The sequence below is a fragment of the Nonomuraea sp. NPDC050536 genome, from assembly GCF_044457685.1.
Taxonomy (GTDB): Bacteria; Actinomycetota; Actinomycetes; order Streptosporangiales; family Streptosporangiaceae; genus Nonomuraea.
Genome location: NZ_JBITHD010000009.1, coordinates 1 through 24500, shown reverse-complemented (window position 1 = coordinate 24500; position 24500 = coordinate 1). Strand labels below are relative to the sequence as shown.

Sequence of the window (24500 nt, the reverse complement as noted above, 5' to 3'; positions counted from 1 at the left end):
CAGAGGGATCTGGTGTCCTAAGAGCGGGGCTGGTACTGCTTGGGGAGCTTCATGCCGCGCGCGGCCATGAGGTTCCTGAGGCGGTCGGGATAGTCGGTGATGATGCCGTCCACGCCGTCGTCGATGAGCTTGTTGAGCGTCGGCTCGTCGTCGATGGTCCAGGGGATGACCTTGATGCCCAGGTCGTGGGCCTCGTCGACCATCGTCTTGGTGACGTAGGGGACGTAGCCGGGGTCCGTCACCTTGCCGTCCTGGGGGAAGCCGTGCACCGGCGAGAACGCGGCCGCGCCGAACGACTTGACGGCCTTGAGCGGGTCGCCGCCGAAGTCGTCGATGTCGATCCCGCCCAGCCACGGCGAGGCGCCCGGCTTGCCCGTCTGCAGGAAGTCGTAGTTGGTCAGGGCGACCAGCGGCAGCCTCGGTTCCAGCTCGCGCATCCGCATCAGCGAGCCCCAGTCGAAGCTCTGGATCGTGACCTGGTTCGTGATCCTGGCCTTGCGGATCTCCGCCAGCGTCACCTGCACGAACTGCTCGCGTGGCGCGGTCTCCTGCGGGGCGCCCGCCTCGACCTTGGTCTCCACGTTCAGCATCACCTTGTTCGCCTGGTAGCTGTTGACCAGGTCGAAGACCTCGCTGAGCAGCGGCATCCGGGCGCCGGGTACGGCTCGCTGTCCGGGGAACTCGGGCAGGGTCTGCGAGCCGCAGTCCATGGTGCGGATCTGGGCGAGGGTGAGCGTGTTGATGTACTTCCCGACGTAGGGGTACTCAGGGTCTCCCGGTACGGCGGGCGCCGTGTCCCGGCACTTGCGGGGGCTGATCCGGCGGTCGTGGGTGACCACGGCCTGGCCGTCCTCGGTGATCTGGACGTCCAGCTCCAGCGTGGACACGCCGAGCTCGAGCGCGTTGGCGAAGCCCCCGAGCGTGCTCTCCACGACCAGTCCCAGCCCGCCGCGGTGTGCCTGCAGGTCCAGCGTGTGCCGGGAGTTGTCGTCGAAGTCGTCGGCGGACGCCACCCCGGGAGTGGCGGCGACGACGAGCAGACCGATCGCCAGCGGTAAGAAGCGCATGTGCAAATCCTTTCTCCGGACGCACACGCTTCCGTCCCCGCGCGGACGCCAGGCGGCTGCCAGCTGAGCGAACGGCGAACCTTTCCAGACCGGACGGCACGAATCCCGCCGACAGAAACGCCGCTCCGCCCGGCCACTCAAGGGCGCGGGCGCCCATGTCGGAGACTGGATGTCGTTCGGGATCTCCCACCCATGCGCGTTGGCGGGTCATCCGGGTGGTCGGCACACGTTCTTGCAGGGAGGAAGCATGCGGTTCCGCGATCAGGTGGTGGCCGTCACGGGCGCCGCGGGTGGCATCGGGCGGGTGCTCGTCGACCGGTTCACCGCGGAGGGGGCGGTCGTCGCGGAGGGCGACATCCAGGGAGCATCCGGGGTGGACGTCACCGATCGCGCCACGGTCCAGGAGTGGGTGGCCGGGGTCGAGCGGCGTCACGGGCCGATCGACGTGCTGGTCAACAACGCGGCCGTGGCCAGGGACGCCGAGTTCGTCGACCTGCCGGAGGAGCAATGGCACCACGAGCTCGACGTCTCGCTCACCGGCGCCTTCCTGTGCGCGCAAGCCGTACTGCCCGGCATGCTCGAACGGCGGCGGGGAGTCATCGTCAACATCTCGTCGGTGAACGCGGTCTCCTACTTCGGCAACGAGGCCTACAGCGCGGCCAAGGCGGGCCTGCTCAGCCTCACGCGCAGCCTCGCGGTCAAGTACGGCCCGCACGGCGTGCGGTGCAACGCCGTGGTGCCGGGCACCATCCGCACCCCGATCTGGGACGAGCGGGTGGCCGTGGCGCCCGACATCCTCGACCGGCTCGCCGTCTGGTACCCGCTCGGCCGCGTCGGCACCCCGGACGACGTCGCCTCGGCCGTGCTCTTCCTGGCCTCCGCCGACGCGGCCTGGATCACCGGCGTCGCGCTGCCTGTGGACGGCGGCCTGCTCGCCGGCAACCGGCTGATGACCGAACAGCTGGTGATCACGTAATCCGCCTGGGGCTACAACGGCGCCGAACCTTTGCCACTGATCAACAGTCGAACGTGGGGACACCTGCCCGTCCGGTGAGAGTGCGAACAACGAGGTGTGCACATGACGTCGGCCCTGCGCGCCGGAGACCCCGCCCGGATCGGTGACTACTGGCTGGCCGGACGGGTGGGCGCCGGCGGCCAGGGGCTGGTGTACGAGGCCTACGATCCCGAAGGCCGACGGGTGGCGGTCAAGGTGCTGCACGGCGACGCCGTGGCCGACCCGGACCTGCGGGTCCGGTTCCGCAAGGAGGCCACCGCCGCCTGTCGCGTCGCCTCGTTCTGCACCGCCCGGGTACTGGCCGTGGAGCTGGAAGGGCGGCAGCCGTACCTCGTCAGCGAGTACGTCGAGGGGCCCAGCCTGCGGCAGGCGGTCATCGGCGGGCGCCGCTTCACCGGGGACGACCTGCACCGCCTGGCCACCGCGGTGGCCACGGGACTGGCCGCCATCCACGACGCCGGCGTGATGCACCGCGACCTCAAACCGGACAACGTGCTGCTGGGCCCGGACGGCCCCCGGATCATCGACTTCGGCCTGGCCCGTACCCCCGAGATGTCCCTCACCGCGACCGGCCCGGTGGCGGGCACGCCCGCCTACATGGCACCGGAGATCCTCACCGGCCAGCGAGCCGGTCCGGCGGTGGACATGTTCGCCTGGGGCGCGATCATCGTGTTCGCCGCCAGCGGCGCCGACCCCTTCGACGCTGAGAGCCTCGGCGCCGTGATGCACCAGGTGCTGACCGCCGACCCCGACCTCGGCGACCTGCCTGACACCCTGCGCCCGCTGGTGGCGTCGGCCCTCGCCAAGGACCCGACGGCCCGGCCCACCGCCCACCGGCTCCTGCGCGGCCTCGTCTCCGGCTTCCACGGGTCTTCGGCTGAGCTGCTGGCCGTCGGCAGCGCGGAGGCCGGCCTGCTCGCGGGCGGCGGCGCGGCCGACCCGGCACTGGGCACCCTGGCCGAGGACGCCTACGGGCTGCTCGATCCGGGCGAGCGCGACCTGGTGCCGGACCTGTTCCTGAGGCTGGTGACCGTCAGCGCCACAGGCGAACTCACGCTGCGGCCGCTGCCCGAAGACGAGCTGCTGGAGGGAAGGACCCCGCAGGAGCAGGCCGCTCTGCGGCGCGTCCTGCGGCTGTTCGACTACCTGCTCACCCGCAGGGACGACGGCAACGGCGGCGGCGACCTCCTGCTCGCCCGACCGGCGCTGGTGCACGCCTGGCCGCGGCTGCGGGACTGGGTGGCAGACGAACGCGATGGCCTGGCCTCCCACGACGCGATCCGCACGGCGGCCCGGCACTGGGACACCCACGGGCACCGCCAGGCAGACCTGCTGCAGGGCAGCCGCCTGGAGACCGCGCTCGGCTGGGCCGCCACCGGACGCCGCCACCTGACTCTCAACCTGCTCGAACGCGCCTTCCTGGACGCCTGCGCCACCGCCGCCCGCCACCGCGTCAGACGCCGCGGCATGGTGACCCTGGCCCTCGCGGTGCTGCTCGTCCTGGCCCTGACCGGCGGCCTGGTGTCCGTACGGCAGAGCCGTACGGTCGCCGCCCAGCGCAACAGGGCGATCGCGGAACAGGTGGCCGGGCAGGCCGACGCCATGCGCCTCACCGAGCCGGTCCGGGCGATGCTGCTGAGCGTGGCCGCTTGGCGGCTGGCTCCGCGGCTGAAGACCCGGGCCTCCTTGCACAGCGCATGGGCACAGCGCCAGCGGGCCGCCTTCACCGATCCTGATGCCGGCGGCGAGGTCGTGCACCAGATGACGAGAGACGGGCGCAGGTTCGTCAGCGTGACGCCGTCGGGTGTGAAGGTCTTCGACCTGCCGAGCGGCAGGCAGGTCGGCGGGTGGAACGACCTGAAGATCGGCGGGGAGAGGTTCCTGGGCGCGAGCCTCAGCCCGAACGGCAGGTTCCTCGCGGTGTCCGCCGGCCACACCATCCGCGTGTGGGACATGAGCACCGGCAGGCCCACCGGGGCCGAGCACGCCATCGCGGGCGCGGCGCTGCTCCACGTGTTCCACTCGGCCGAGTGGGTGGACGACGGCCGCTACATCCAGCTGGACGGGACGCACGACGGCGCGCTGTGGGACACCAGGACCGGCGCGACAAGGTCGCCTCCCGTCGCGGCGCTGAGCGCGAGCATCGACCCGGCAGGCGACCTGCTGGCCATCGCCGACGTCGAAGGGCGCTTCCGCCTGCTGCGGCTTCCCGCGGTCAGGCCGCTCAGCCGCTGGCACGAGGCCGGCGTCTGCGACGGCCACGCGCGTACGGTCGCCTTCAGCCCGGACGGGCACACCCTGGCCTGTGCGACCACCTCGGACATCTCCCTCGTCGACGTGCGCACCGGACGGTCCCTCCTGCGGGAAGCGCCGGCGCAGTCGTGGGACTCCGCCGGCGGCCGGATCCTGTTCAGCCCTGACGGGCGCTATCTCGTCGCGGGCGGCGACAGGAGCTTCGACCTGATCCGGGTGTCCGACGGCCGGACGCTGCTGACCTACCAGACCGCGCTCGACGCCGCCGGCTTCGACGGGACGACCCTGCGCTACCTCGCCGACGACACGGCCGTGAGTCTCGACATCTCCGACCTGGTCAGCCCTGTACGGTTGCCCGGAAGGGCTCCCGAGACGGCGGTGTTCAGCCGTGACGGCCGGTTCCTGGCCACCCACCAGCCGGATTCCCGGTCACTGACACTCTGGGACGCCGCGACGCGACGCCAGGTGGGCTCCCTCCTGCGGGCCGGCGGGGACGTCGACCAGCCGACGTTCAGCGGCGACGGCCCGCTCCTGGCCGCGCTCGACGGATCGGACTCCGGCACGGTGCGGTTGTGGGACGTCACCACGCCCGAGCGGATGGCGACGATCACCCTGCCCGGAGGCGGGTACGCCAGATCCCTGGCCCTGACCGGGGACGGGTCGTTCCTCGTGGTCAACGCCGCCGGATCCATGGCGCCGGGCAGTCGAGCGGTCCGGTTGCTGGTGTGGGACGTCCATCGGGCCCGCTGGAGCAGGACGATCGACTTCCCCGAGGGCGCCGGCCGGATCATGTTCCTGCCCGGCAGCCCGATGGGCGCGGTGCTGGACGAGGCCGCCAACCGCCTGGTCGACCTGTCGACCGGCCACCCGGTCGGCCCGCCGCTCGGCCCGGGAGGCCTGAGAGGGCGATCGGAGCTGCTCGCCGTCACCTCCGACGGGACGACGGCGGCCATCAGCGACCCCCTCGACCAGCTCGCGTTCTGGGATGCCCGCACGGGCCGGCGGCACGGTCCGAGTTTCCGCACCGGCTCCGGCGGGAGCGACGACCTGCTGTTCACCCACCGGGGAGACGTGGCGGCCTCGCTCGGCCGCGACCGCACCGTGCAACTGTGGGACGTCACCGCCCCCCGCGAACTGGGCGCGGCGGTCACCGGCGGGCAGCAGGACTTCCTGTCGGCCGCCTTCAGTCCGGACGGCTCGATCCTGCACACCATCGACCAGACCGGCGTTCTGATGGACATCCCGATCGATCCCGGGCGGGTGGCCGATGCCGTGTGCGCCCGAGCCGGCCGTACCCTGACCGAAGCCGAATGGAGGCGCTACCTTCCCGACGTCGACTACGCCGACCCCTGCCCCACCCTGGGCCGCTGACCCTGGGTCGGGAGTGAGCCGTCGGGCGCTGTTCTGCGCGCCGGGCGCGTAAACGAGGAAGAATCTCAGCGATGAGCATCACTCCCGCCCAGCTGCGCGACCTGGCCGGTCGCGCCGAGGCGCTCTGTGCCGAAGTCCGTGCCTTGTACGCCGGTGTGCCCGCGGAATCGCCCGAGCGCGCCCAGCTCCAGGCGGCGCACCAAGCGGCGGAATGGCTGAAGCGGGCAGGCGAGGACCTGCAGCGCGCGGCCGGGGACCTGGCCGCGTTCCGCGCCCTGCAGGAATGCGGGTTCCCGTGGGGCGTCTGTCCCGAGCACGGCAACACGCTGTCCTCCAAGGCCAACGTGACCACCTGCCGGGTGTGCGGCCGCACCTGGGACTACGACCGGCGCGGCCAGAAGTGCCGCGAGCCGGTGACATGGAAGGTGACCGACTCCGTGGGGACCGAGACTCTGATGTGCGACGGGCACGTCCTCGGCGCCCGCGCGGCCATGACCGGCGCCACCTTCATGCGCCTGGACGCCGACCGGCAGTAGGCCGTCGAGTCAGGCTTCGGCCCAGGCCAGCAGGCCGCCGAGGACTGCGATGATCGCGTTGATGGCGACGGTCACCGAGACGCGCAGCATCATGCCCAGGTAGCGCAGCACCGCCGCCGCGCCGGGATTGAACCAGGCGACCGCCGCGAAAGCGGCCATGGCGCCGAACTGCGCCAGGGAGAACGCGAACGCGGCCCAGTAGACCTGATCGAGCCGCCGGATGACGGTGTGCAGCGACGACGCGATGTGCTCGGCGCGGTTCGCGAACGCCATCCCGTCGTCGACGAACGCGGCGAACCGCTTCTGGGCCGCCGTGCTCGCGTCCCCCACCCAGTCGGGGAACAGGGCTTCGCGGATCGCAGGCATCCACTCCTGGAAGATCGTCCGCGTCGCGGCGGCCATGCCGTACCAGATGCCGATCGCGTTGTCGATCAGGTCGTCCGACATGATCACGGCATTGGCGGTCCACAGGATGGACGCGGCGGTGGCGGCGATATTGAACGACCTGGTCATCCGCAGGATCTCGTCGGTCCGCTGGCTCAGCATGGCGAGCCTGGAGATCTCGTCCTCGGCGGCAATCTGCTTCTCGAGGGTGGCGGCCACGGCCCGGTCCATGTCGCGGCCGAAGTCGTTGTACCTGGACTCGGCGAGGACGGCCTCCTCGGGAGACGCCCATCGCTGGAAGAGCTCCAGGTCCCTGTCGCCGGCCCACACCTTCGTGGCCTGTTCGAGGGCCGTGTCGACCTCGGCACTCACGGATCGTCCGGCAGCGCGCGACGCGGCCAGGTTTCTCTGCGCCGCGTAGTGCAACCCGTACCGGCTCAGCCAGGTCGCGGAGAACATCCCCGTGACCGCGCCTTCGGCCAGGACCCCGCCGGATTCTCCGGTGCTCGCGACCACGCCGAGGTTGGCGGACTCGGCGGAGACGTAGGCCACCGCGGTGCCCCTCAGCGTCTCGGCGATCGTCGCGGCCGACCTGCACAGGGAGTCCATCGCGGCGTCGGCGGCGTCGCAACGACCGTTGTAGCGGGCACAGGCGGGCGCCCCCACCACGCCCAGCGCCATGGAGGGCAGCCGACCGTGCTGGCCGATCAGCCTCTTGAGGTCCGTGAGCCGCTCGGACACCAGATCCATGCCGACCGACAACCTCGCCAGGTGCTTCGCGTTCGTCTGCAGCGGTCTGTCGGCCACGCCTATCCCCCGTGTCTCGTCTCGCCTCGGCCGCGACAAGTTACCCGGCCCAAGATCAGCCCAGACCATGCTCCGCCGCCCACGAGGTGACCAGGGGATGAACAGTGCGCCAACCCACACATCACTTCATTCAGTGAAATTTTCCGGTTGTCGGGAAAATTCTTATGTGCGTATATTTGGACCATGCAGGAGTCGCGGCGTGAGCGGAAGAAGCGCCTGACCAGTCAGCGGATCGTCATGGCGGCGATCAGGCTGTTCGAGGAGCAGGGCTACGAACAGACCACGATCGGGCAGATCGCGGCGGCGGCGGACGTCGATCCCAAGACGTTCTCCAACTACTTCCGCAGCAAGGACGACGTCCTGTTCGTCGACGCCGAGCGCAACTTCGACGTGCTGCTCGAGGCGATCGCGGAGCGCCGGCCGGACGAAAGCCCTGGCGAGGTGCTGGGCAGGATGGTCCAGGAATACGCCGCCTATCGCCGGCCCAAGGTCCCCGCCAGGGAACCCGAGGAGCTGTCGGCGACCGCGCGGCTGTTCATGACCACGCCTGCGCTTCAGGCCAAGGGTCTGTACCTGCTGATGGAGGCGCAGCAGCGGATCGCCGGCGAGCTACTGAAGGCGTTCGCCGGCCGGCTCGACCCGATCACCGCGGCCGCGATGACCGGGGCCCTGATCGGCGCCATCCAGCAGGCGACCCTGGCCAGCGTCCAGCTCGGCCGGTCGCAGGACGAGATGTGGCAGGCCTCCCGGCGCGGCCTCGACATCGCCATGCACGGCCTGCTCTCCGTACGGCAGGCCACCGAGGAAAGCTCTTGACCAGAAAGGAACCCGCCCACCATGGGGGACAGCTACCGAGAGATCGCCCGCGACGCACGACGTGCCGTGCGGGAAGGCCCTGAGGCGATCGCGCAGCGGCAGCGCGCCCGCCTGGCGGAGATCGTGACCTACGCACGCGCCCGTTCGCCGTACTACCGCGAGCTGTACCGGGACCTGCCGGACAACGTGGACGACCCGGCATTGCTCCCGGTCACCGACAAGAAGCTGCTGATGTCCCGCTTCGACGACTGGGTCACCGACCGCGAGGTGACAGAGGAGCGGGTCCAGGCGTTCGTGGCCGATCCCGACCTCGTGGGGCACCGGTTCCTGGGCCGGTACATGGTCGCGACGACCTCGGGAACCAGCGGTCTGCGCGGCCTCTTCATTCTGGATGAGCGGGCCATGGCCGTGCACAGCGCCATCGGGTCGCGCGCCGGCGGCGGCCTGGGAGCCGGCGATGTCATCCGCGTCCTCACTCACGCCGGCCGTACCGCGATCGTCACCGCCCCCGGCGGCCACTTCTCCACGGTCGCCTCGGCGGCCTGGTTCCGCAGGGAAAGGCCCCTCACCGGCCGGATACTTCGCGTCTTCTCGATCAACCAGCCGCTGCCCGACCTGGTCGCCGAGCTCAACCGGTACAAGCCCGCCAGCCTCACCGGCTTCCTCAGCATGCTCACGCTGCTGGCACGCGAGCAGGAAGCCGGACGCCTGCACATCCACCCGGCGATGGTCATCGCCGGCGGCGAGACGGCGACCCCGGAGTCCCTGGAGCTGATCACCACCGCGTTCGGTGCCAACGTCCGGGCCGCCTACGCCGCCACGGAATGCGGCTTCCTCAGCTTCGGCTGCGCGCACGGCTGGTACCACGTCAACAGCGACTGGGCCGTGGCCGAGCCGGTCGACGCCGACCACCGGCCCGTCCCGCCGGGCGAACCGTCGCACACCGTCCTGGTGAGCAACCTCGCCAACCGGGTCCAGCCGATCCTGCGCTACGACCTCGGCGACAGCGTCGTGCTCCGCCCCGACCCCTGCCCGTGCGGCAGCCTCCTTCCCGCCATCCGTGTGCAGGGCCGCGCGGCCGACCTGCTCACCTTCCCCACGGGCGGCGGCGAGGACGTCGGCATCTCGCCCATGCTGTTCGGCACCCTGCTCGACCGGGCCCCCGGCGTCGAGCGGTTCCAGCTCGTCCAGACCGCGCCCGCCACGCTGCGCGTGCGCCTGCAGCCCGCGAACGGCGCCGACGCCGACCGCGTGTGGCAGACGGTGCGGGCGGAGATCACCCACCTGCTCACCGAGCACAAGGTCACCGACATCACTCTCGAGCGCGCCGAGGAGGCACCGCAGCAGTCGCCCGGCGGCAAGTTCCGCAGGATCATCCCGCTGGCCAGGGCGTGAGTTACTCCGAGTCCTCTACTGGCTGTTGAGGTAGGTGAGGACGGCGAGGACGCGGCGGTGGCCGCTGTCGGCCGGCGAGAGGCCGAGCTTGGCGAAGATGTTGCCGATGTGCTTGTGGACGGCGTTCTCGGTGATGACGAGCCGGGCCGCGATCGTGGCGTTGTCCTTTCCCTCGGCCATCAGGGCGAGCACTTCGCGTTCGCGTGCTGTGAGGGCGGCGATCGGGTCGTGGGCGTGCCGGGTGAGGAGTTGTGCGATCACCTCGGGGTCCATGACGGTGCCGCCGGCCGCGACCCGCCGCAGGGCGTCGATGAACTCGCTCACCCGGCTCACCCGGTCCTTGAGGAGGTAGCCGACGCCGCCGCGTCCATCGGAGATCAGTTCGCCGGCGTACTGCTGCTCGACGTACTGGGAGAGGACGAGCACGGGCAGGCCGGGGTGCCGGCGGCGGGCGTCGAGGGCGGCGTGGATTCCCTCGTCGCGGAAGGTCGGCGGTAGCCGTACGTCGACGATGGTGATGTCCGGCCGGTGTTCGGTGACGGCGGCGATGAAGCCGGGGGCGTCCTGGGTGATCGCGGCTACGTGGAAGCCCTTCGTGGTCAGCAGGAGTTCCAGTCCACTGGACAGCAGGACGTTGTCCTCGGCGATCACGACGCGCATGGCAGGCTCACAGTGATCGTGGTCGGGCCGCCGGTGGGGCTGTGGATGTGGATGGTGCCGTCGAGCGCTCGGACGCGGTGGCGGATTCCGGCGATGCCGGTGCCCAGTGTCTCGTCGGCGCCACCGATCCCGTCGTCGGTGACCTCGATCGCCAGCCGGTCATCGTCGTGCGCGACGCGGACGGCGGTCCGGGTGGCCTGGCTGTGCTTGGCGGCGTTGGTGAGCGTCTCGGCGATGGTGAAGTAGGCCACGGCCTCGACCGCGGCGGGAATCGTCCCGAGGACGCCGATGTCAAGCCTGGTGTCGATGGCCGATCGGGTTCCCAGCGCCGCCAGCGCTCCGGCGAGGCCGCGGTCGGCGAGGATCGGCGGGTAGATCGTCCGGATCACTGCGCGGAGTTCGGTCATGGCCTCCTCGGTACCCTCATGCGCTTCCCTCAGGAGTCTGTCCACCATCTGGGGGTCCTCGCCCAGCGACTCACGGGCCGCGCCCAGCCGCATCGCGATGGCCACCAGCCGGGCCTGGGTGCCGTCGTGCAGGTCACGTTCGATCCGGCGGAGTTCCGCGCCGTGCGCGTTCATGGCGCCGGCCCGCGTCTCGGTCAGCGTCTCCACACGCTCCGCCAACCGCTCCGCAGCCGAGGGGGACAGCAACGCGACACAGATCCGGGCGTGCAGGCGCGCCAGCAGTGGAACCAGCCAGTAGGTCAGCGCCGCGAAGATGATGATTTGTACGGTCCCCAGGGTCAGCGCCGTGCCCCACCCGGTCAGCGGAACACCGGCGGCGAAACCGCCGGCGCGAGTGCCGGCGGGCAACGCCCACCACAAGGGCACCGTGACGGCCGTGGCCACCGCGTTGCCCGCGCACACCACCACGACGACCCCGAACGCCAGACTCGTCACGATGAACGTGCACAGCCACCCGAGAACACGCCACGTACCGACGAGGACGGGACCAGAGGGCGGAGAAAGCAGCAACCGGTCGGCGCGGCGACGATGCCAGGACGCCCAGGCGCGAGCCATCATCGGGACGATGAGTACGGGCAGCGCGAACAGGGCGACCGCGGCGGTGAACAGGCTTCCCAGCAGATAGCCCAGACCGCGCCACATCGCCGAAAGCCGGCTGGCCCCATGGTGGTTCATCCGCACAAGTCTGAGCCATGGCGACCGAACCTGGCACTACAGTCCACTACCCCTTTTTTCCACTGGTGAGCTGTATCGTCCGCTTCCCCCCGCCAGACCTAGCGTCAACGCCCATGACGAGTTCACCGATTCATTCACCGCGGCGGCGCGGCCGATCCATCCGATGGAACCTGGCCCTGGCCGCCATCGTGGTTGGCACCCTGTCTACCGGCGTGCCCGAGGCGAGCGCCGCCGGCCGGCACGGCGACCAGGCCCAGCTTCGGCGCGACGCCGCCGCGATCACCGCACTCGGCGTGACGGGCGTCCAGGCCCGCTTGATCACCTCTGATGGCCGGAACCTGACCGCCACCAGCGGCGTCGCCGACGTGACCACCAGGCGGCCGGTCCCCCGGAACGGCTACTTCCGGATCGCCAGCGTCACCAAGGCGTTCGTAGCCACCGTGATCCTGCGGTTGGCCGGCGACGGCAAGCTCTCTCTGGACGACACGGTTGAGCGATGGCTGCCCGGTGTGGTGTCAGGAAACGGCAACGACGGCCGCGCGATCACCATCCGCCAACTGCTCCAGCACACCAGCGGCATCCACGACGACTACCCCGACTACACCTCGGCGAAGGACTTCCACCAGCACCGATACGACACCTACACAGCCGAGCAGACCGTCGCCCGGGCGATGCGCCACAAGCCGGACTTCCAGCCCGGCAAGGAGTGGAGTTACAGCAACACCGGCTACGCCCTTCTCGGCATGATCATCCATCGGGTCACCGGGCACCCCTGGCATGAGGAGGTGCGGGATCGGATCGTCCGGCCGCTCGGCCTCAAGCACACCTTCTGGCCGGGTACTTCACCCACGCTGCCCCAGCCACACGCCAGGAGCTACCAAAGGTTCCAGCCCGGCGAACCACTCGTGGACGTCACCAAGCAGGTCAGCCTGGTCAGCAATGGAGAGGCCGGACTCGTCTCCACCACCGCCGATCTCAACCGATTCTTCCGCGCCCTGCTCGCCGGCCGGCTCCTGCCCCCGGCGCAGCTGGCGCAGATGAAACACACCATTCCCATCAGTAAGAGGTTCGAACCGCTCATGCCGGGCGCCCGTGACGGGCTGGGGCTGTTCTCACGCCCACTGTCGTGCGGCGGCACGTACTGGGGCCACGAGGGCGGCGATTCTGGCTGGATCAGCGCCGTCGGCGTCACCGCCGACGGCCGGCGCAGCGTCACGGTCTCGTTGACGGGCGTGGTCGCCGATTCACCGGACGACGTACTACGCGTGGCACAGGCCGAGAGCAAGCTGGTCGACGACGCGCTGTGCACGACCCCGGACGCCGGCCACACGCGGCGTTGAGATTCTCCACTGTTGACGCTCAGGCAGAGCTGAGGCTCTTTATACGCGGCGAATATACTCTCAGAGTATAGTCTCCGATCATGAGCGTTCCCCTTGCGCTGCTCGGCCTGCTGGAGCGGGAGCCGAGTCACGGCTACGACCTGAAGCGCGACTACGACACCTACTTCGGCGGGGGCAAGGCCCTGCCCTTCGGCCAGGTGTACTCCACGCTCGCCCGCCTGGCCAGGGACGGCAAGGTGACCGCCGGGCAGAGCGAGCCCGGCGACGGGCCGGACCGCAAGCGTTACGCCATCACCCCGATCGGCCAGGGCGAGGTCGAGGAGTGGCTGGCCGAGCCCGTCGCGGCCGAGCCGTACCTGCAGACGGTGCTGTTCACCAAGGTCGTGCTGGCGCTGATGCTGGGCCGCGACGCGGCCGGCTACCTGGACTCCCAGCGGGCGGCGCATCTGCGGCGGATGCGGGAGCTGACCGACATCAGGCGCGAGGGCGCGCTGATCGACGTGCTCCTCGCCGACCATGCCCTGTTCCGCCTGGAGGCCGACCTGCGGTGGATCGACGTCACCCAGACCCGGCTTGGGGCACTGGCGGAGGAGGTGCGCGGCCGATGATCGTCGACGCTCTGCTGCGGGCCGAGGGGGTCAGCCGCTCCTTCGGCAGCACGCCCGCGCTGCGGGAGGCCGAAGTGTCGGTGACCGCGGGCGAGGTGCTGGCCATCATGGGGCCCAGCGGTTCGGGCAAGTCGACGCTGCTGCACTGCCTGGCCGGGATCTTCACCCCGGACAGCGGCGAGGTGTGGTTCGACGGCCGGCGCCTGGACACGCTGGACGACGGCCGCCGCAGCGAGCTGCGGCGCACCGCCTTCGGCTTCGTCTTCCAGTTCGGCCAGCTGGTGCCCGAGCTGACGGTGGCCGACAACGTGGCGCTTCCGCTGCTGCTCGGCCGTACCAGGCGCAAGGAGGCCTACGCGCGGGCGGCCTCCTGGCTGGAGCGGCTGGAGCTGGCCGGCCTGGACGCCCGCCGTACCGGGGAGCTGTCGGGCGGGCAGGCGCAGCGGGTGGCGATCGCCAGGGCGCTGGTGACGCGGCCGCGGGTCGTCTTCGCTGACGAGCCGACCGGCGCGCTCGACTCGCTCACCGGCGAGCACGTGATGGACCTGCTGGTCGGCCTGGCCCGCGAGGAAGGCGCCACCGTGATCGTGGTGACGCACGACGCCCGGGTGGCCGCCTGCGCCGACCGGGAGATCGTGGTGCGCGACGGCAGGGTGACCGACCCGTACGCCGGCGGGATCGTCAGATGATCCTGCTGGGTCTGCGGTTGTCGCTGCGCAGCGGCAGGGAGACGGCGGCCCGGCTGGCGCTGATCGTGGCCGGGGTGGCGGTGGGCGTCGCAGTGCTGCTGGCCACGCTGTCGCTCTTCAACGCCTACCAGGCTGCCGACGGCCGCCCCTGCTGGGAGTGCACGCGCGGCACGGCGCCCAGCGGCTGGGCCCTGGACGCCACCGCCGACGGCGCGCTGTGGAACCTGCGCGAGGACTACTACGCCGGCCAGACGATCAAGAGGCTGGACGCGGCCGCGCTCGGCGACCGGGCGCCGGTCATCCCCGGCCTGTCCCGCATGCCCGGCCCCGGCCAGTACTACGCCTCCCCCGCCCTGGCCAGGCTGCTCGACTCGGCGCCGCGCGAACAGCTCGCCGACCGCTTCCCCGGGACGCGCGCCGGCCTGATCGGCCAGGCCGCGCTGTCCGGCCCCGACGAGCTCGCCGTCGTGGTGGGACGGACGCCGGTGGAGGTGGCCGCCATGATCGGCACCCGGCAGGTCGACACCGTCGACACCGCGCCCGCGGTCGACGAGAGCACGGACGTCTACCGGTTCGGGTTCGGCATCGCCGCCATCGGACTGATCGTCCCGCTGCTGGTGCTGGTGGGCACCGCCACCCGGCTGGCCGCCGCCCGCCGCGAGACGCGCTTCGCCGCGATCAGGCTGGTCGGCGCCACCTCCCGGCAGGTCAACGTGCTCGCCGCGGTGGACGCCGCACTCGGCGCGCTGCTCGGCGCCCTGGCCGGCGTCGCTGTCTTCCAGCTGGTACGGCCGGCCGTCGCCGGGATACGGATCACCGGTGCGCGCTTCTTCCCCGACACCGCCGTCCCGGGCCCCTGGCAGTACGCGGCCGTGCTCGCCTGCGTCCCACTCGCGGCGGCCTGCGCGGCCCTGTGGTCGCTGCGCCGGGTACGGATCTCGCCGCTCGGCGTGGCCAGGAAGGCGGTCCCGCCGCCGCCGCGAGCCTGGCGGGTGGTCCCGCTGCTGGCCGGGCTGGGGCTGTTCGCGGGCCCGGCGTTCCGCAACGGCAAGCCCGAGGCCCTGTGGGCCGACGCGGCGATCGCGCTCATCATGGTCGGGCTGGTGCTGGTGGGGCCGTGGCTGACGATGCTGGCCGCGCGCCTGACCGCCCGGCTGACCCGCGGCGCGGCGACGCTGCTGGCGGCGCAGCGCCTGGCCGCCGACCCGAAGTCCGCCTTCAGGTCGGTGAGCGGGCTGGTGCTGGCGGTGTTCATCGGCACGACGATCGCGGCCCTCGTTCCCGCGGTGGTCACCGGGCAGCAGGCGGTGGCCGGCGGCGCGCTCAACGACGTGCTGGGCGCCTCGCTCTTCCGGCCGGGGATCCCGGGCCTGTCGCCGCGGGCGGGGGCAGATCTGCTCGCCCGGCTGCGCGCCCATCCCGGGGTGGACGTGCTGCCGATCTACGCCAGGGCCGACCTGGAGAACCTCCGCCCGACGCCGGACGGGCCGCCGCCCGCGACCTCCGTCGTGGAGTGCTCGGCCCTGGCCCGCTTCCCCGTGCTCGGCCGGTGCCCCGCGGGCGCGCAGGCCGTGCTGGGCCGTTTCGATCGGGTTGTCGGTGCCGACAACCCCCTCACCATCGACAAGCTCATCCCGCTGGCGGGACCCGCCAGCCAGTCCGCCTCGGCCACCGGCCTCGACCTGATGGCCGTCTTGATCCGCACGGGCGACACGGCGTCGCTGGAGCGGCTGCGGACCTTGCTGTCCGATTACACCGCCGAGGCGCCGATGACCTTCGCCGAGATCGCTGCGGTCAGAGCGGACCTGTACATGCAGGCGGAAAGCGTGGCGCTGGCGATGGTCGCGCTCACCCTGGTCGCCGGCGGCTGCAGCCTCGTCGTCGCGGTCGGCGGCGGGCTGGTGGAGCGCAGGCAGCCGTTCACCCTGCTGCGGCTGGCGGGCACGCCCACGCGCACCCTGGCCGCGGTGGTGCTGCTGGAGTCGGCGCTGCCGCTGTTGCTGGCCGCCGTGCTCGCCGCCGGCGCCGGCTTCGGCGTGGCCGAGCCGGTCATCGACCAGCTCGCGATGAAGGGCGCCTCCCTGGCGATGCCCGGGCCGGTCTACTTCGCGGCGGTCGGCGGTGGCCTGGCCGCCTCCCTGCTGGTGATCCTCACGACCCTGCCGCTGCTCAGGCGCATGACCGCACCCGACAACGCGCGTTTCGAATAGGAGTCGCGATGAAGTTCAAGCTGGCGGCGGTGATCGCGCTGGCCGTGGTCGCCTCCATCGTGGTGGCGGTCCGCACCACCGGGCCGTCCCTGGCGGACGACGGCCGCTACTCCGCCCAGATCCGGCGCACCGAGTACGGCCTGCCGCACGTGTCCGCCAAGGACTACGGCGGGCTCGGGTTCGGCTACGGCTACGCCTTCGCGCAGGACGACCTGTGCGTGCTGGCCTCCTGGGTGGTGACGCTGCGGGGCGAGCGATCCAGGTACTTCGGCCCTCAGGCGCAGTCCGACGACCCGGTCCGCTCGGTCGCCAACCTGGTCAGCGACGTCTACTACAAGAGCGTCGCCGACTCCGGCGTCGTGCGGCGGCTGCTGGCCCAGCCGCCGCCGCTGGGCCCGGGCGACGAGCTGCGCCGCCTCGTGGACGGCTACGCCGCCGGGTACAACCGCTACCTGGAGGAGACCGGGGCGGCGAACCTGCCGGATCCCACCTGCCGGGGCAAGGCCTGGGTCGGCCCGATCACCGCCACCGACATCTGGAACAACCTCCTCGACCTCGACCGCATGGTCGGCAGTTCCCAGTTCAAGGAGCACATCGTCGGCGAGGCCGGCGCCGAGGGCCCGCAGCGCAGGCCCGCAGCCGGCAGCAACGCCTGGGCGCTCGGCCGCCGGGCGACCCGCGACGGGCACGGCATGCTGCTGGCCGACCCGCACTTCCCGTGGAACGGGATCCGCCGCTTCTACCAGGTGCAGCTCACCATCCCGGGCGTGCTCGACGTCTCCGGCGCCAGCCTGTACGGCACGCCGGTCGTCCAGATCGGTCACAACGCGGCCGTGGCCTGGACCCACACCGTGTCCCACGCGCAGCGCGTCAGCCTCTACCAGCTGGAGCTCGCCGCGGGTGACCGTACCGGCTATCTGGTGGACGGCCGGGTCGAGCCGATGGGCCGTCAGGAGGTGCAGGTCGCCCTGCAGGACGGCACCGTCGCGGACCGCACGCTCTACACCTCGCGCTACGGGCCGGTGCTGGCGGCCGGGCACAGCAACAAGGTCGCCTACGCGCTGGCCGACGTCAACGCCGCCAACCTGCGCGCGGCCGACGAGTGGCTGGCGATGGCCAGGGCGCGCGACCTCACCGAGCTGCGCGCGGCCCAGAACGCCCATCAGGGCATGCCGTTCGTCCACACGCTCGCCACCGACGCGGGCGGGACCGCCTACTTCGCCGACACCTCGATGGTCCCCCACGTCACCGACGCCCAGGCGAAGCGCTGTGCCAAGCCCTCGCCCCTTCCCGGCCTGGAGGCGTACGTCCTGGACGGCTCGACCTCGGCGTGCCTGTGGGGCAGGGACCGCGACGCGGTCGTGCCCGGCATCTTCGGGCCGGCGGCCCAGCCGAGGCTGACCCGCGCCGACTACGTGGCCAACTCCAACAACACCGCCTGGATGACGAACCCGTCGGCGCCGCTGACCGGCTACCCGCGTGTGTGGGGCCAGGCGCGCACCGAGCTGGAGCCGCGCCCCCGCGTCAGCCTGGACATGATCGCCCAGCGGCTGTCCGGGACCGACGGGCTCGGCGATCCCGGCTTCACCCTGGAGACGCTGCAGGCCACCGCGCAGGCCAAGCGGAACCACACCTTCGAGCTGATGCGCCGGGACCTGCTGCGGCTGTGCCGTACCGGCCCTGGCCTGACCGCGTCCGGCGGTGAGCGGGTGGACGTGCGCGAGGCCTGCGGGACGCTGAGGAAGTGGGACGGGCGTGCCACCCTGGACGGGCAGGGGGCCGTCCTGTGGCGCGAGTTCTTCGACCGCCTGGGCCCCACCAGGCCGGGCGATCCCGTCTTCAGCCCCTGGCGGGTGCCGTTCGATCCCGCGCACCCGCTGACCACCCCGCGGGGCCTCAAGAGCGGCGATCCGGTTGTACGGCAGGCCCTGGCCGACGCCGTGCAGTACTTCCGGACCAACCGCATCCCCCTGACGCTCACTCCGGGCCAGGCACAGCGCTACCAGTCGATCCCGATTCCCGGCTGCACCGAAGGCGAGGGCTGCTTCGACAGGGTCCGCATGAGCGGCCCGCTCGGGGCGGAGGGGCGCTATCCGGAGGTGGACACGGGTTCCAGCTTCATGATGGCCGTCGAGCTCACTCCCGAAGGTCCCCGAACGCGCACCGTCCTGACCTACTCGCTGTCCGCCAACCCCCGTTCACCGCACCACACGGACCAGACGACCCTGTTCTCCCGCGGCCGGTGGGTCACCGAACGGTTCACCCCGTCGGAGATCGCCTCCGACCCGCACCTGAGCACCACCACCGTCCACGGGTGACGGGGGTTCAATCCGTTCTCAGGCCTGCGCGGAGTGCGAGCCCCGCGCAGGCCGCCGCGACGACGAGCAGTGCCACGAACACCGGGCTTCTCGACACCGTGGCCAGGTTGTGCAGCAATCCCGCGATGACGGCGAACTGGACCCCGGCCAGCCGTACCCCTTGGTCCTCGAGCGCCTGGGCGGCCATGAGGAGCAGCACCAGCAAGGCGGGAGCGTAGACGGGGATCTGCGGAAAGTCCGAGCCACTCGGCAACAGGTAGACGCCGAAGATGTCCACGACGACGACGAGCGTGGCCACCGTGCTCAGTACGAACGGCGGCCGCATCCCGCCTGCCCGCAGGCGCTGGATCGTACGGGTCACGAACAGCAGGAGGAAGAGCAGGGCGGTGCCGAACACCCACCGCCAGCCGGCCTCCTCGCCGGGGTTGTCGGTCAGGTCCCGGTAGAGCTGGAAATCGACGAAGATCATGACGATCGCGAGCAGCCCGCCGATCGCCCCGGCGGCCTTCCATCGGCGTCCATGCTGGGCCAGCGCCGTCTCCATGAGGACGACCAGCAGGATCAGCGCGCAGGCCACGACCGTGATCGTCACGTTCTCTGTCGGCAGGTTCAGGTTGAAGATCCGCGACACTCCCATGGCGCCGAGATAGCCGGAGAACGCGCCCAGGAGGATCGCGGCCAGGCCGGCGGACGCACCCAGGCTCGCCGTCCGCCAACGGCCTTCAGGCAGCACCCCGGTCGCCAGCGAGGCTGCGACCAGGAACCACAGCCAGATATCGATGTCACCCGCGAGCTGCGGCGGCACCAGGTGGTACACGTCCATGGGGCCGATCATCAACAGCAGCCCGGCGAACACCGCCAGCGCGCGCAGGCTCCCAGACAACCACGTTCGCCCGCCTTGGACGGGGGTGGCCGGGACAGCGGGCGCCGAGTCCTGAACCGGGTCCGCGCCGGGCGCCTCCGGGGGCGTGTCGGCGAGGGGTCGAGCGGCTTCTCGGGGCTCGACCTCGGGCTCGGGCACGACCTCGGGCTCGGGCACGGGTACGGGCGCGGGCGCGGGTACGGGCGGAGCCGATGGGGTGCGGGAGGTCGGCGGCTGGACCGGCGGGCCGAGCACCCGGGCCGCCGCGGCGGACACGCTGCGGCTGTCGTCGAGGCTCAGCTCCTCCAGAGCGAGCCGCGCGGCCAGCGCGAGCCCGGCATGCCTGCTGCGCCGCAGCCGGTCCAGTTCCTCGACCGCCCCGGACCTGATCTTGGGGAGGGGGTGGTCGATCGCCTCCTGCAGCTCGGGCGGCAGCGGCGCGGGCCGGTCCACGGGTCTGCCCCGGCGTGCGATGACCAGGTCGCCCTGCACGTCGTACGTCCATTTCCCGGGCGTCTGATGAGGCGTGACCGCCCGCACCCTTTCGTAGACGAAGTCGTAGAGTTCGTGGATGCCGACGTAGCCGTCCTGGTCGCGGTCGGCCTCTCCCGTCTCCAGCCCCTCCACCAGCGCGCTGGTGAACACCGAGGGGGACGGCTCCCGCACGTCGGCCAGTTCGGGCCCGTCGAAGGCGTACTCCATGGCGTTGGACGCGGTGATCACCACCCGGCCACGCCCGCCGAACTGCTCCTCGACATGGATGTCCACCCCGGCCCTGGGGAGGGCGCCGCGCGCGAAGGCGCCCGCGTAGCAGCAGTCGAGCAGTAACACGATGCGCCGGCACCGGCTGCGGCTCATCCGCCGGTTGACGAACTCGGCGGACACGGCCGTCGCGCCGAGCCGGTTGAGCTTGGTGGTGGGGGTGGCGAAGTACAGCTCGCCGCTGTCGTCCTTGACGCCGTGCCCGGAGAAGTGCAGCAGGAGCAGGTCGTCGGGATCGCGGTCGGCGAAGAACTCCTCCACCGCCTCGTTGATGACTGGGGTGGGCTCGTTGACCATCGTCCGTACGTCGAAGCCTCCGATGGCCGGGTCGCCCAGCACCCTGGCCAGGGCCTCGGCGTCGAGCGCGGGTGCGCGCAGCCGGCTCAGGCCCGGGTCCCGATACCGGTCGCCGGCCACGATCAGCGCGATCCGCCTGCCCGCCGGCGTCGCCTGCGCTCGATCTCGCCGCCGCAACCACACCTCGGTCAGGCGGCGCTGCTCGCCGGAGTCGACACCGGTGAGCTCGAGCACGTCCCCGTCGATGTCGAGCTTGACCGCCCGGCTCCGGTTGCGGGTGAGCCACGCGGTGACGGCCTCCACGATGGCCGCGAGCACCTCGGTCCCGGCGAGCGCGATCACCAGCCCGCCCACGGCGAACGACAGGACGGCCCGCGACCCCTCGGGCCCCGGACCCGCGTCGGACGGTGTCACCAGCACATCGAGCTGGAGCAGCTCATCGCGCAGCCGAGCCGTGACCTCGTCGAGCTCCTGCGAGTCGGCGGAGTCGTCGATCACTCGCAGCTGTAACGGGGACGTCTCACTCACCGTGACCGCCTCAAGGCAGACCTGGGATAGGGTCGCCCGCATTTTACGCACCGGAGGCCGCACCCGTCTTGATCCTGCTGCGGTGCGGTCGCCGACGAATCCGGCAAGAGCGCCGAAATCCCCGCATGATCTCGTTACGCTCGACGATCCACGGAGCAAAAGGTGGTGGACCGTCGTGCTGATCCGGTTGCTCGGACCCGTGGAGGTGGAACGCTCGGGCCAGGCCCGGCCCGTGCGGCCCCCGCAGGTCGCGCTCGCCCTCGCCGCGCTCGCGTGGGAGGTCGGCCGGGTCGTGCCGGTCGAGTCGCTGCTGGCCCGCGTCTGGGGCGAGCGGGTGCCGCAGGGAGCGCGGCGCACGCTGCACACGGTCATCACCCGGATCCGCCGCGACGTGCTGGCGGACGACGGCGCCGTGGTGGGGCGGCTCGGCGGCTACCTGCTCGACGTGGACGAGTCCGCGGTGGACGTGCCGCGGTTCCGCGGCCTGGCCGAGCAGGCGGCAGCCGTACAGGATCCCGCGCCGCTGCTGGGTGAGGCGCTGGCGCTGTGGCGCGGCGATCCGCTGACGGGGCTGCCGGGCGAGTGGGCCGAGCGGGTGCGGCACCGCCTGCGCGACGAGCGCAAGGAGACGCTGCTGCGCTGGGCGCGTACGGTGACCGGCCGCGACGCCGCGGCGGCGGTGGCGGCGCTGTCGCCGCTGGCCGAGGAGTACCCGCTGGACGAGCTGGTGGCGGCCGCGCTGATCGAGGCGCTGCACGCGTGGGGGCGGACCGCCGAGGCGCTGGCGCATTTCGCCCGCGTGCGCGGGACGCTGGCCGAGGAGCTGGGCGTCGAGCCGGGCACGTCGCTGCGGCACGTCCACCGGATGCTGCTGCGCTCGGGCGACGCGACCGAGACCTTACGCCCGGTTCCCGCTCAGTTGCCGGTGGGCTTGCGGCACTTCGTCGGCCGCGCTCCGGAGCTGGAGCGGCTGGCCGCGATCGGGGCGGCGGCCGCGGCGGTCTGCGCGATCTCCGGGCCGCCCGGGGTTGGCAAGTCGTCGCTGGCGCTGCACTGGGCTCACCTGCACCGCGACCGCTTCCCCGACGGGCAGTTGCACGCCGATCTCAGCACGGTCGACGCGTCCGTGGTCCTGCCTCGCTTCCTCGGCGCGCTCGGGGTTCCCGACGCCCAGGTGCCGGAGGGCGTGGAGGCGCAGATCGGGCTCTACCGCAGCGTGCTGGCCTGCCGCAAGGTTCTCGTCATGCTCGACGACGCCCGCGACGCCGCCCAGGTCCGCCCGCTGCTGGCCGCCTCGCCCGGCTGCCTGACGCTGGTCACCGGCCGTGGCGAGCTGTCCGGTCTGGCGGTCACCGCGGGCGCGCACCTGGTGCGGCTGGACGTCCTGCCGGGCGACGACGCCCACTGCCTCCTGACGGCGTGGCTGGGCGAGTCGCGCCCGGCCGCGGAGCCGGACGCCGCCGCGCGGATCATCCGGCGGTGCGGCGGGCTGCCGCTGGCGCTGGCGATCGTCGCGGCGCAGCTGGCACAGCACCCCGATCTGCCGCTCGCCGAGGTGGCCGGCGATCTCGAGCGGGCGGATCTGCAGCCGTTCGCCAGCAGCGACCCCGCGATCGACCTGCGCGGGGTGTTCGGCCGCTCCTACCGGGACCTGCCCGCGCCCGCGGCCCTGCTGTTCCGGCGCCTCGGCCTGCACCCGGGCCCGCACCTGCCGCTGCCTGCCGCGGCGAGCCTGGGCGCGTTGCCGCCGGCCCGCGCCCGCGAGCTGTCCACGCATCTCTGCCGCGCCAACCTGGTCGAGCTGCGCCCGCCCGGCCGCCTGCACCTGCACGACCTGCTGCGGGTCTACGCGTCGGAGCAGGCGCGCGCCGCCGACAGCCTGACGGTACGGCGGGCCGCGACCCGCCGGCTGCTGGACTACTACCTGCACTCGGCCTGCGCCGCGAACGGCGTGTGCTACCCGCACCGTGACGACCTCGCGCTGGAACCGCCGGCCCGCGGCGCGGCGGTGGAGCGGTTCGCCGGTCAGGAAGAGGCGCTGCGCTGGTACGCCGACGAGTCGCCCGCGCTGCCGGCGCTGCTGGCCGAGGCGACCGCGGCGGGGCTGGACCGGCACGCGTGGCAGCTGGCGTGGGCGTTCGCGGAGTTCATGCAGCGCCGCGGCCTCTGGGAGGAGATCGTGCGGGTCCAGGCGGTCGCACTCGAGGCGGCCGTCCGGCTCGGCGACCGGCTGGCCCGGGCCCGCTGCCACAACAGCATCGCCCGCGCCCACGCCAGGCTCGGCCGCGACCGCGAGGCGGTCGAGCACTTCGAGCGGGCGATCGAGCTGCACAGGGACCTGGGCGAACCGATGCTGGAGGCGCACGTCCACCTGGGCCTGAGCGTGACGCTGAGCCGGACGCGGCCCGGCGACGCGCTGGACCACGCGCTGTGCGGGCTGGAGCTGTTCCGTCAGGCCGGCGACGCTGTGGGAGAGGCGCGGGCGTTGAACAACGCCGGCTGGCTGCGCGCCCAGATCGGCGCGTACGACGCGGCGCTGGCCGACTGCCGCCAGGCACAGCAAATCCTGGCCGGCCTCGGGTACGCCCAGGGAGAGGGGCACGCCTGGGACAGCGTGGCGTACGTGCTCGACCTCAAGGGCGACCTCGCGGGCGCGGTGGCGTGCTTCGAGCGGGCGGCGGAGCTGCTGCACGGCTGCGACGACCTGCACGCGGCCGCGGAAACGCTGGTCCGCCTGGGCGAGACGCACGTGCGCGCAGGGGACGTCACCGCCGCCCGCCAGGCCTGGAAGCAGGCCGCGGAGTTCTTCGACTCCCTCGGCGACGCGCAGGCGGAGCAGGTCCGCGAGCGCATCGCCGCGGGCCGTTAAGAAATCGTTGAGAAACCGATCACACCTCTGCCGCAGGCTGCGACGTGCACCAGGCGGGCGCCGGCCCGCCTGGACGACGAAAGGAAAGGTTCGATGCGCGTCGTGACCAGAATGGCCGACCGGCTCCTCGAGCTGATCGCGCCGAACACCGTAGCCAGGGCGACCGACTGCGACTGGCAGTGCTGCGGTTATGGCTACGCGAAGTACTGCTGTTACTACCCGAACGGCCACGTCTCGTGCGGCTCCTGCCAGAAGTACTGGCGCTGCGCCTGATCACACTCTCGACCGCTGCCCGGCCGGGCAGCGGTCGCCTTTCTACTCGGAGGTGTGTTGTGGCCTACTTGATCGCGGTCGTGGTTCTGGTCGGTGTGCTGTGTCTGCTGGATCTGGTGTTGACGCTCGGTGTGGTGCGGCGGTTGCGGGAGCACACGAAGCTGGTGGACGCGCTGTATGAGATGGTCGCCACGATGGGCGCTCCTGCCGGTCCGGCCGTCGGTGAGGTCGTCGGCGAGTTCGACGTCACGACCGTGGACGGGAGCCGGGTGAGCCGGGAGCTGCTGGCCGACCAGAC

At 71.9% G+C, this 24500-nt stretch carries 17 protein-coding genes and 1 pseudogene; 13 read left to right on the top strand and 5 right to left on the bottom strand.

Annotation, left to right across the window (positions count from 1 at the left end; translation table 11 throughout):
* Positions 1 to 17: 17 nt before the first annotated feature.
* On the bottom strand, positions 18 to 1067 hold the full coding sequence (locus ACIBHX_RS24800) for a glycerophosphodiester phosphodiesterase (protein ID WP_397069599.1): 1050 nt from the start codon (positions 1065 to 1067) through the stop codon (positions 18 to 20).
* A gap of 247 nt (positions 1068 to 1314) precedes the next feature.
* Here ACIBHX_RS24800 and ACIBHX_RS24795 point away from each other — a divergent pair, with 247 nt between their 5' ends.
* The 3 genes from ACIBHX_RS24795 (at position 1315) to ACIBHX_RS24785 (ending at position 6242) form a co-directional block, all read left to right on the top strand.
* On the top strand, positions 1315 to 2043 hold the full coding sequence (locus tag ACIBHX_RS24795; protein WP_397069598.1) for an SDR family oxidoreductase: 729 nt from the start codon (positions 1315 to 1317) through the stop codon (positions 2041 to 2043).
* Positions 2044 to 2145: 102 nt separating this feature from the next.
* Positions 2146 to 5706 carry a WD40 repeat domain-containing serine/threonine-protein kinase gene (locus tag ACIBHX_RS24790; RefSeq protein ID WP_397069597.1) on the top strand — a complete coding sequence of 1187 codons (3561 nt, stop codon included), beginning with the start codon at positions 2146 to 2148 and terminating at the stop codon, positions 5704 to 5706.
* Between the two features lie 71 nt (positions 5707 to 5777).
* Positions 5778 to 6242 carry a hypothetical protein gene (locus tag ACIBHX_RS24785; protein ID WP_397069596.1) on the top strand — a complete coding sequence of 155 codons (465 nt, stop codon included), beginning with the start codon at positions 5778 to 5780 and terminating at the stop codon, positions 6240 to 6242.
* 9 nt (positions 6243 to 6251) lie between these two features.
* On the opposite strand, the gene ACIBHX_RS24780 is transcribed toward ACIBHX_RS24785, so the two are convergent.
* The gene (locus ACIBHX_RS24780) at positions 6252 to 7433 is read right to left on the bottom strand and encodes a hypothetical protein (protein WP_397069595.1); all 1182 of its coding nucleotides are present in this window, start codon (positions 7431 to 7433) and stop codon (positions 6252 to 6254) included.
* Between the two features lie 183 nt (positions 7434 to 7616).
* Between ACIBHX_RS24780 and ACIBHX_RS24775 the strand changes: the two genes are divergently transcribed.
* Positions 7617 to 8249: a TetR/AcrR family transcriptional regulator gene (locus ACIBHX_RS24775; protein ID WP_397069594.1), complete on the top strand. Its 633-nt coding sequence runs from the start codon at positions 7617 to 7619 to the stop codon at positions 8247 to 8249.
* 21 nt (positions 8250 to 8270) lie between these two features.
* Positions 8271 to 9644 (top strand): hypothetical protein, encoded by a 1374-nt coding sequence (locus ACIBHX_RS24770; protein ID WP_397069593.1) that lies wholly within the window; start codon positions 8271 to 8273, stop codon positions 9642 to 9644.
* Positions 9645 to 9659: 15 nt separating this feature from the next.
* Here ACIBHX_RS24770 and ACIBHX_RS24765 read toward each other — a convergent pair whose 3' ends face one another.
* Both ACIBHX_RS24765 and ACIBHX_RS24760 read right to left on the bottom strand, forming a co-directional pair.
* Positions 9660 to 10304, bottom strand: a complete 645-nt coding sequence (locus ACIBHX_RS24765; protein ID WP_397069592.1) for a LuxR C-terminal-related transcriptional regulator — start codon at positions 10302 to 10304, stop codon at positions 9660 to 9662.
* Positions 10292 to 11446 (bottom strand): histidine kinase, encoded by a 1155-nt coding sequence (locus tag ACIBHX_RS24760; RefSeq protein ID WP_397069591.1) that lies wholly within the window; start codon positions 11444 to 11446, stop codon positions 10292 to 10294. The genes ACIBHX_RS24765 and ACIBHX_RS24760 overlap by 13 nt, the downstream gene beginning before the upstream one ends.
* Before the next feature lie 113 nt (positions 11447 to 11559).
* Between ACIBHX_RS24760 and ACIBHX_RS24755 the strand changes: the two genes are divergently transcribed.
* From ACIBHX_RS24755 to ACIBHX_RS24735, 5 genes are all read left to right on the top strand, one after another.
* Positions 11560 to 12786 carry a serine hydrolase domain-containing protein gene (locus tag ACIBHX_RS24755; RefSeq protein WP_397069590.1) on the top strand — a complete coding sequence of 409 codons (1227 nt, stop codon included), beginning with the start codon at positions 11560 to 11562 and terminating at the stop codon, positions 12784 to 12786.
* Positions 12787 to 12866: 80 nt separating this feature from the next.
* On the top strand, positions 12867 to 13394 hold the full coding sequence (locus ACIBHX_RS24750; RefSeq protein WP_397069589.1) for a PadR family transcriptional regulator: 528 nt from the start codon (positions 12867 to 12869) through the stop codon (positions 13392 to 13394).
* The gene (locus ACIBHX_RS24745; protein ID WP_397069588.1) at positions 13391 to 14083 is read left to right on the top strand and encodes an ABC transporter ATP-binding protein; all 693 of its coding nucleotides are present in this window, start codon (positions 13391 to 13393) and stop codon (positions 14081 to 14083) included. The genes ACIBHX_RS24750 and ACIBHX_RS24745 overlap by 4 nt, the downstream gene beginning before the upstream one ends.
* Positions 14080 to 16293 carry an FtsX-like permease family protein gene (locus ACIBHX_RS24740; RefSeq protein WP_397069587.1) on the top strand — a complete coding sequence of 738 codons (2214 nt, stop codon included), beginning with the start codon at positions 14080 to 14082 and terminating at the stop codon, positions 16291 to 16293. The genes ACIBHX_RS24745 and ACIBHX_RS24740 overlap by 4 nt, the downstream gene beginning before the upstream one ends.
* Before the next feature lie 8 nt (positions 16294 to 16301).
* Entirely contained in the window at positions 16302 to 18611 is a 2310-nt protein-coding gene (locus ACIBHX_RS24735) for a penicillin acylase family protein (RefSeq protein WP_397069586.1), read from the top strand.
* Between the two features lie 7 nt (positions 18612 to 18618).
* Here the strand turns inward: ACIBHX_RS24735 and ACIBHX_RS24730 are convergent, their stop codons facing one another.
* The gene (locus ACIBHX_RS24730; RefSeq protein ID WP_397069585.1) at positions 18619 to 21060 is read right to left on the bottom strand and encodes a caspase family protein; all 2442 of its coding nucleotides are present in this window, start codon (positions 21058 to 21060) and stop codon (positions 18619 to 18621) included.
* 175 nt (positions 21061 to 21235) lie between these two features.
* Here ACIBHX_RS24730 and ACIBHX_RS24725 point away from each other — a divergent pair, with 175 nt between their 5' ends.
* The 3 genes and pseudogenes from ACIBHX_RS24725 to ACIBHX_RS24715 form a co-directional block, all read left to right on the top strand.
* The gene (locus tag ACIBHX_RS24725) at positions 21236 to 23929 is read left to right on the top strand and encodes a BTAD domain-containing putative transcriptional regulator (RefSeq protein WP_397069584.1); all 2694 of its coding nucleotides are present in this window, start codon (positions 21236 to 21238) and stop codon (positions 23927 to 23929) included.
* 93 nt (positions 23930 to 24022) lie between these two features.
* Positions 24023 to 24202: a hypothetical protein gene (locus tag ACIBHX_RS24720; RefSeq protein WP_397069583.1), complete on the top strand. Its 180-nt coding sequence runs from the start codon at positions 24023 to 24025 to the stop codon at positions 24200 to 24202.
* Positions 24203 to 24261: 59 nt separating this feature from the next.
* A pseudogene (locus ACIBHX_RS24715) lies at positions 24262 to 24500 on the top strand (hypothetical protein); the annotation flags it as partial.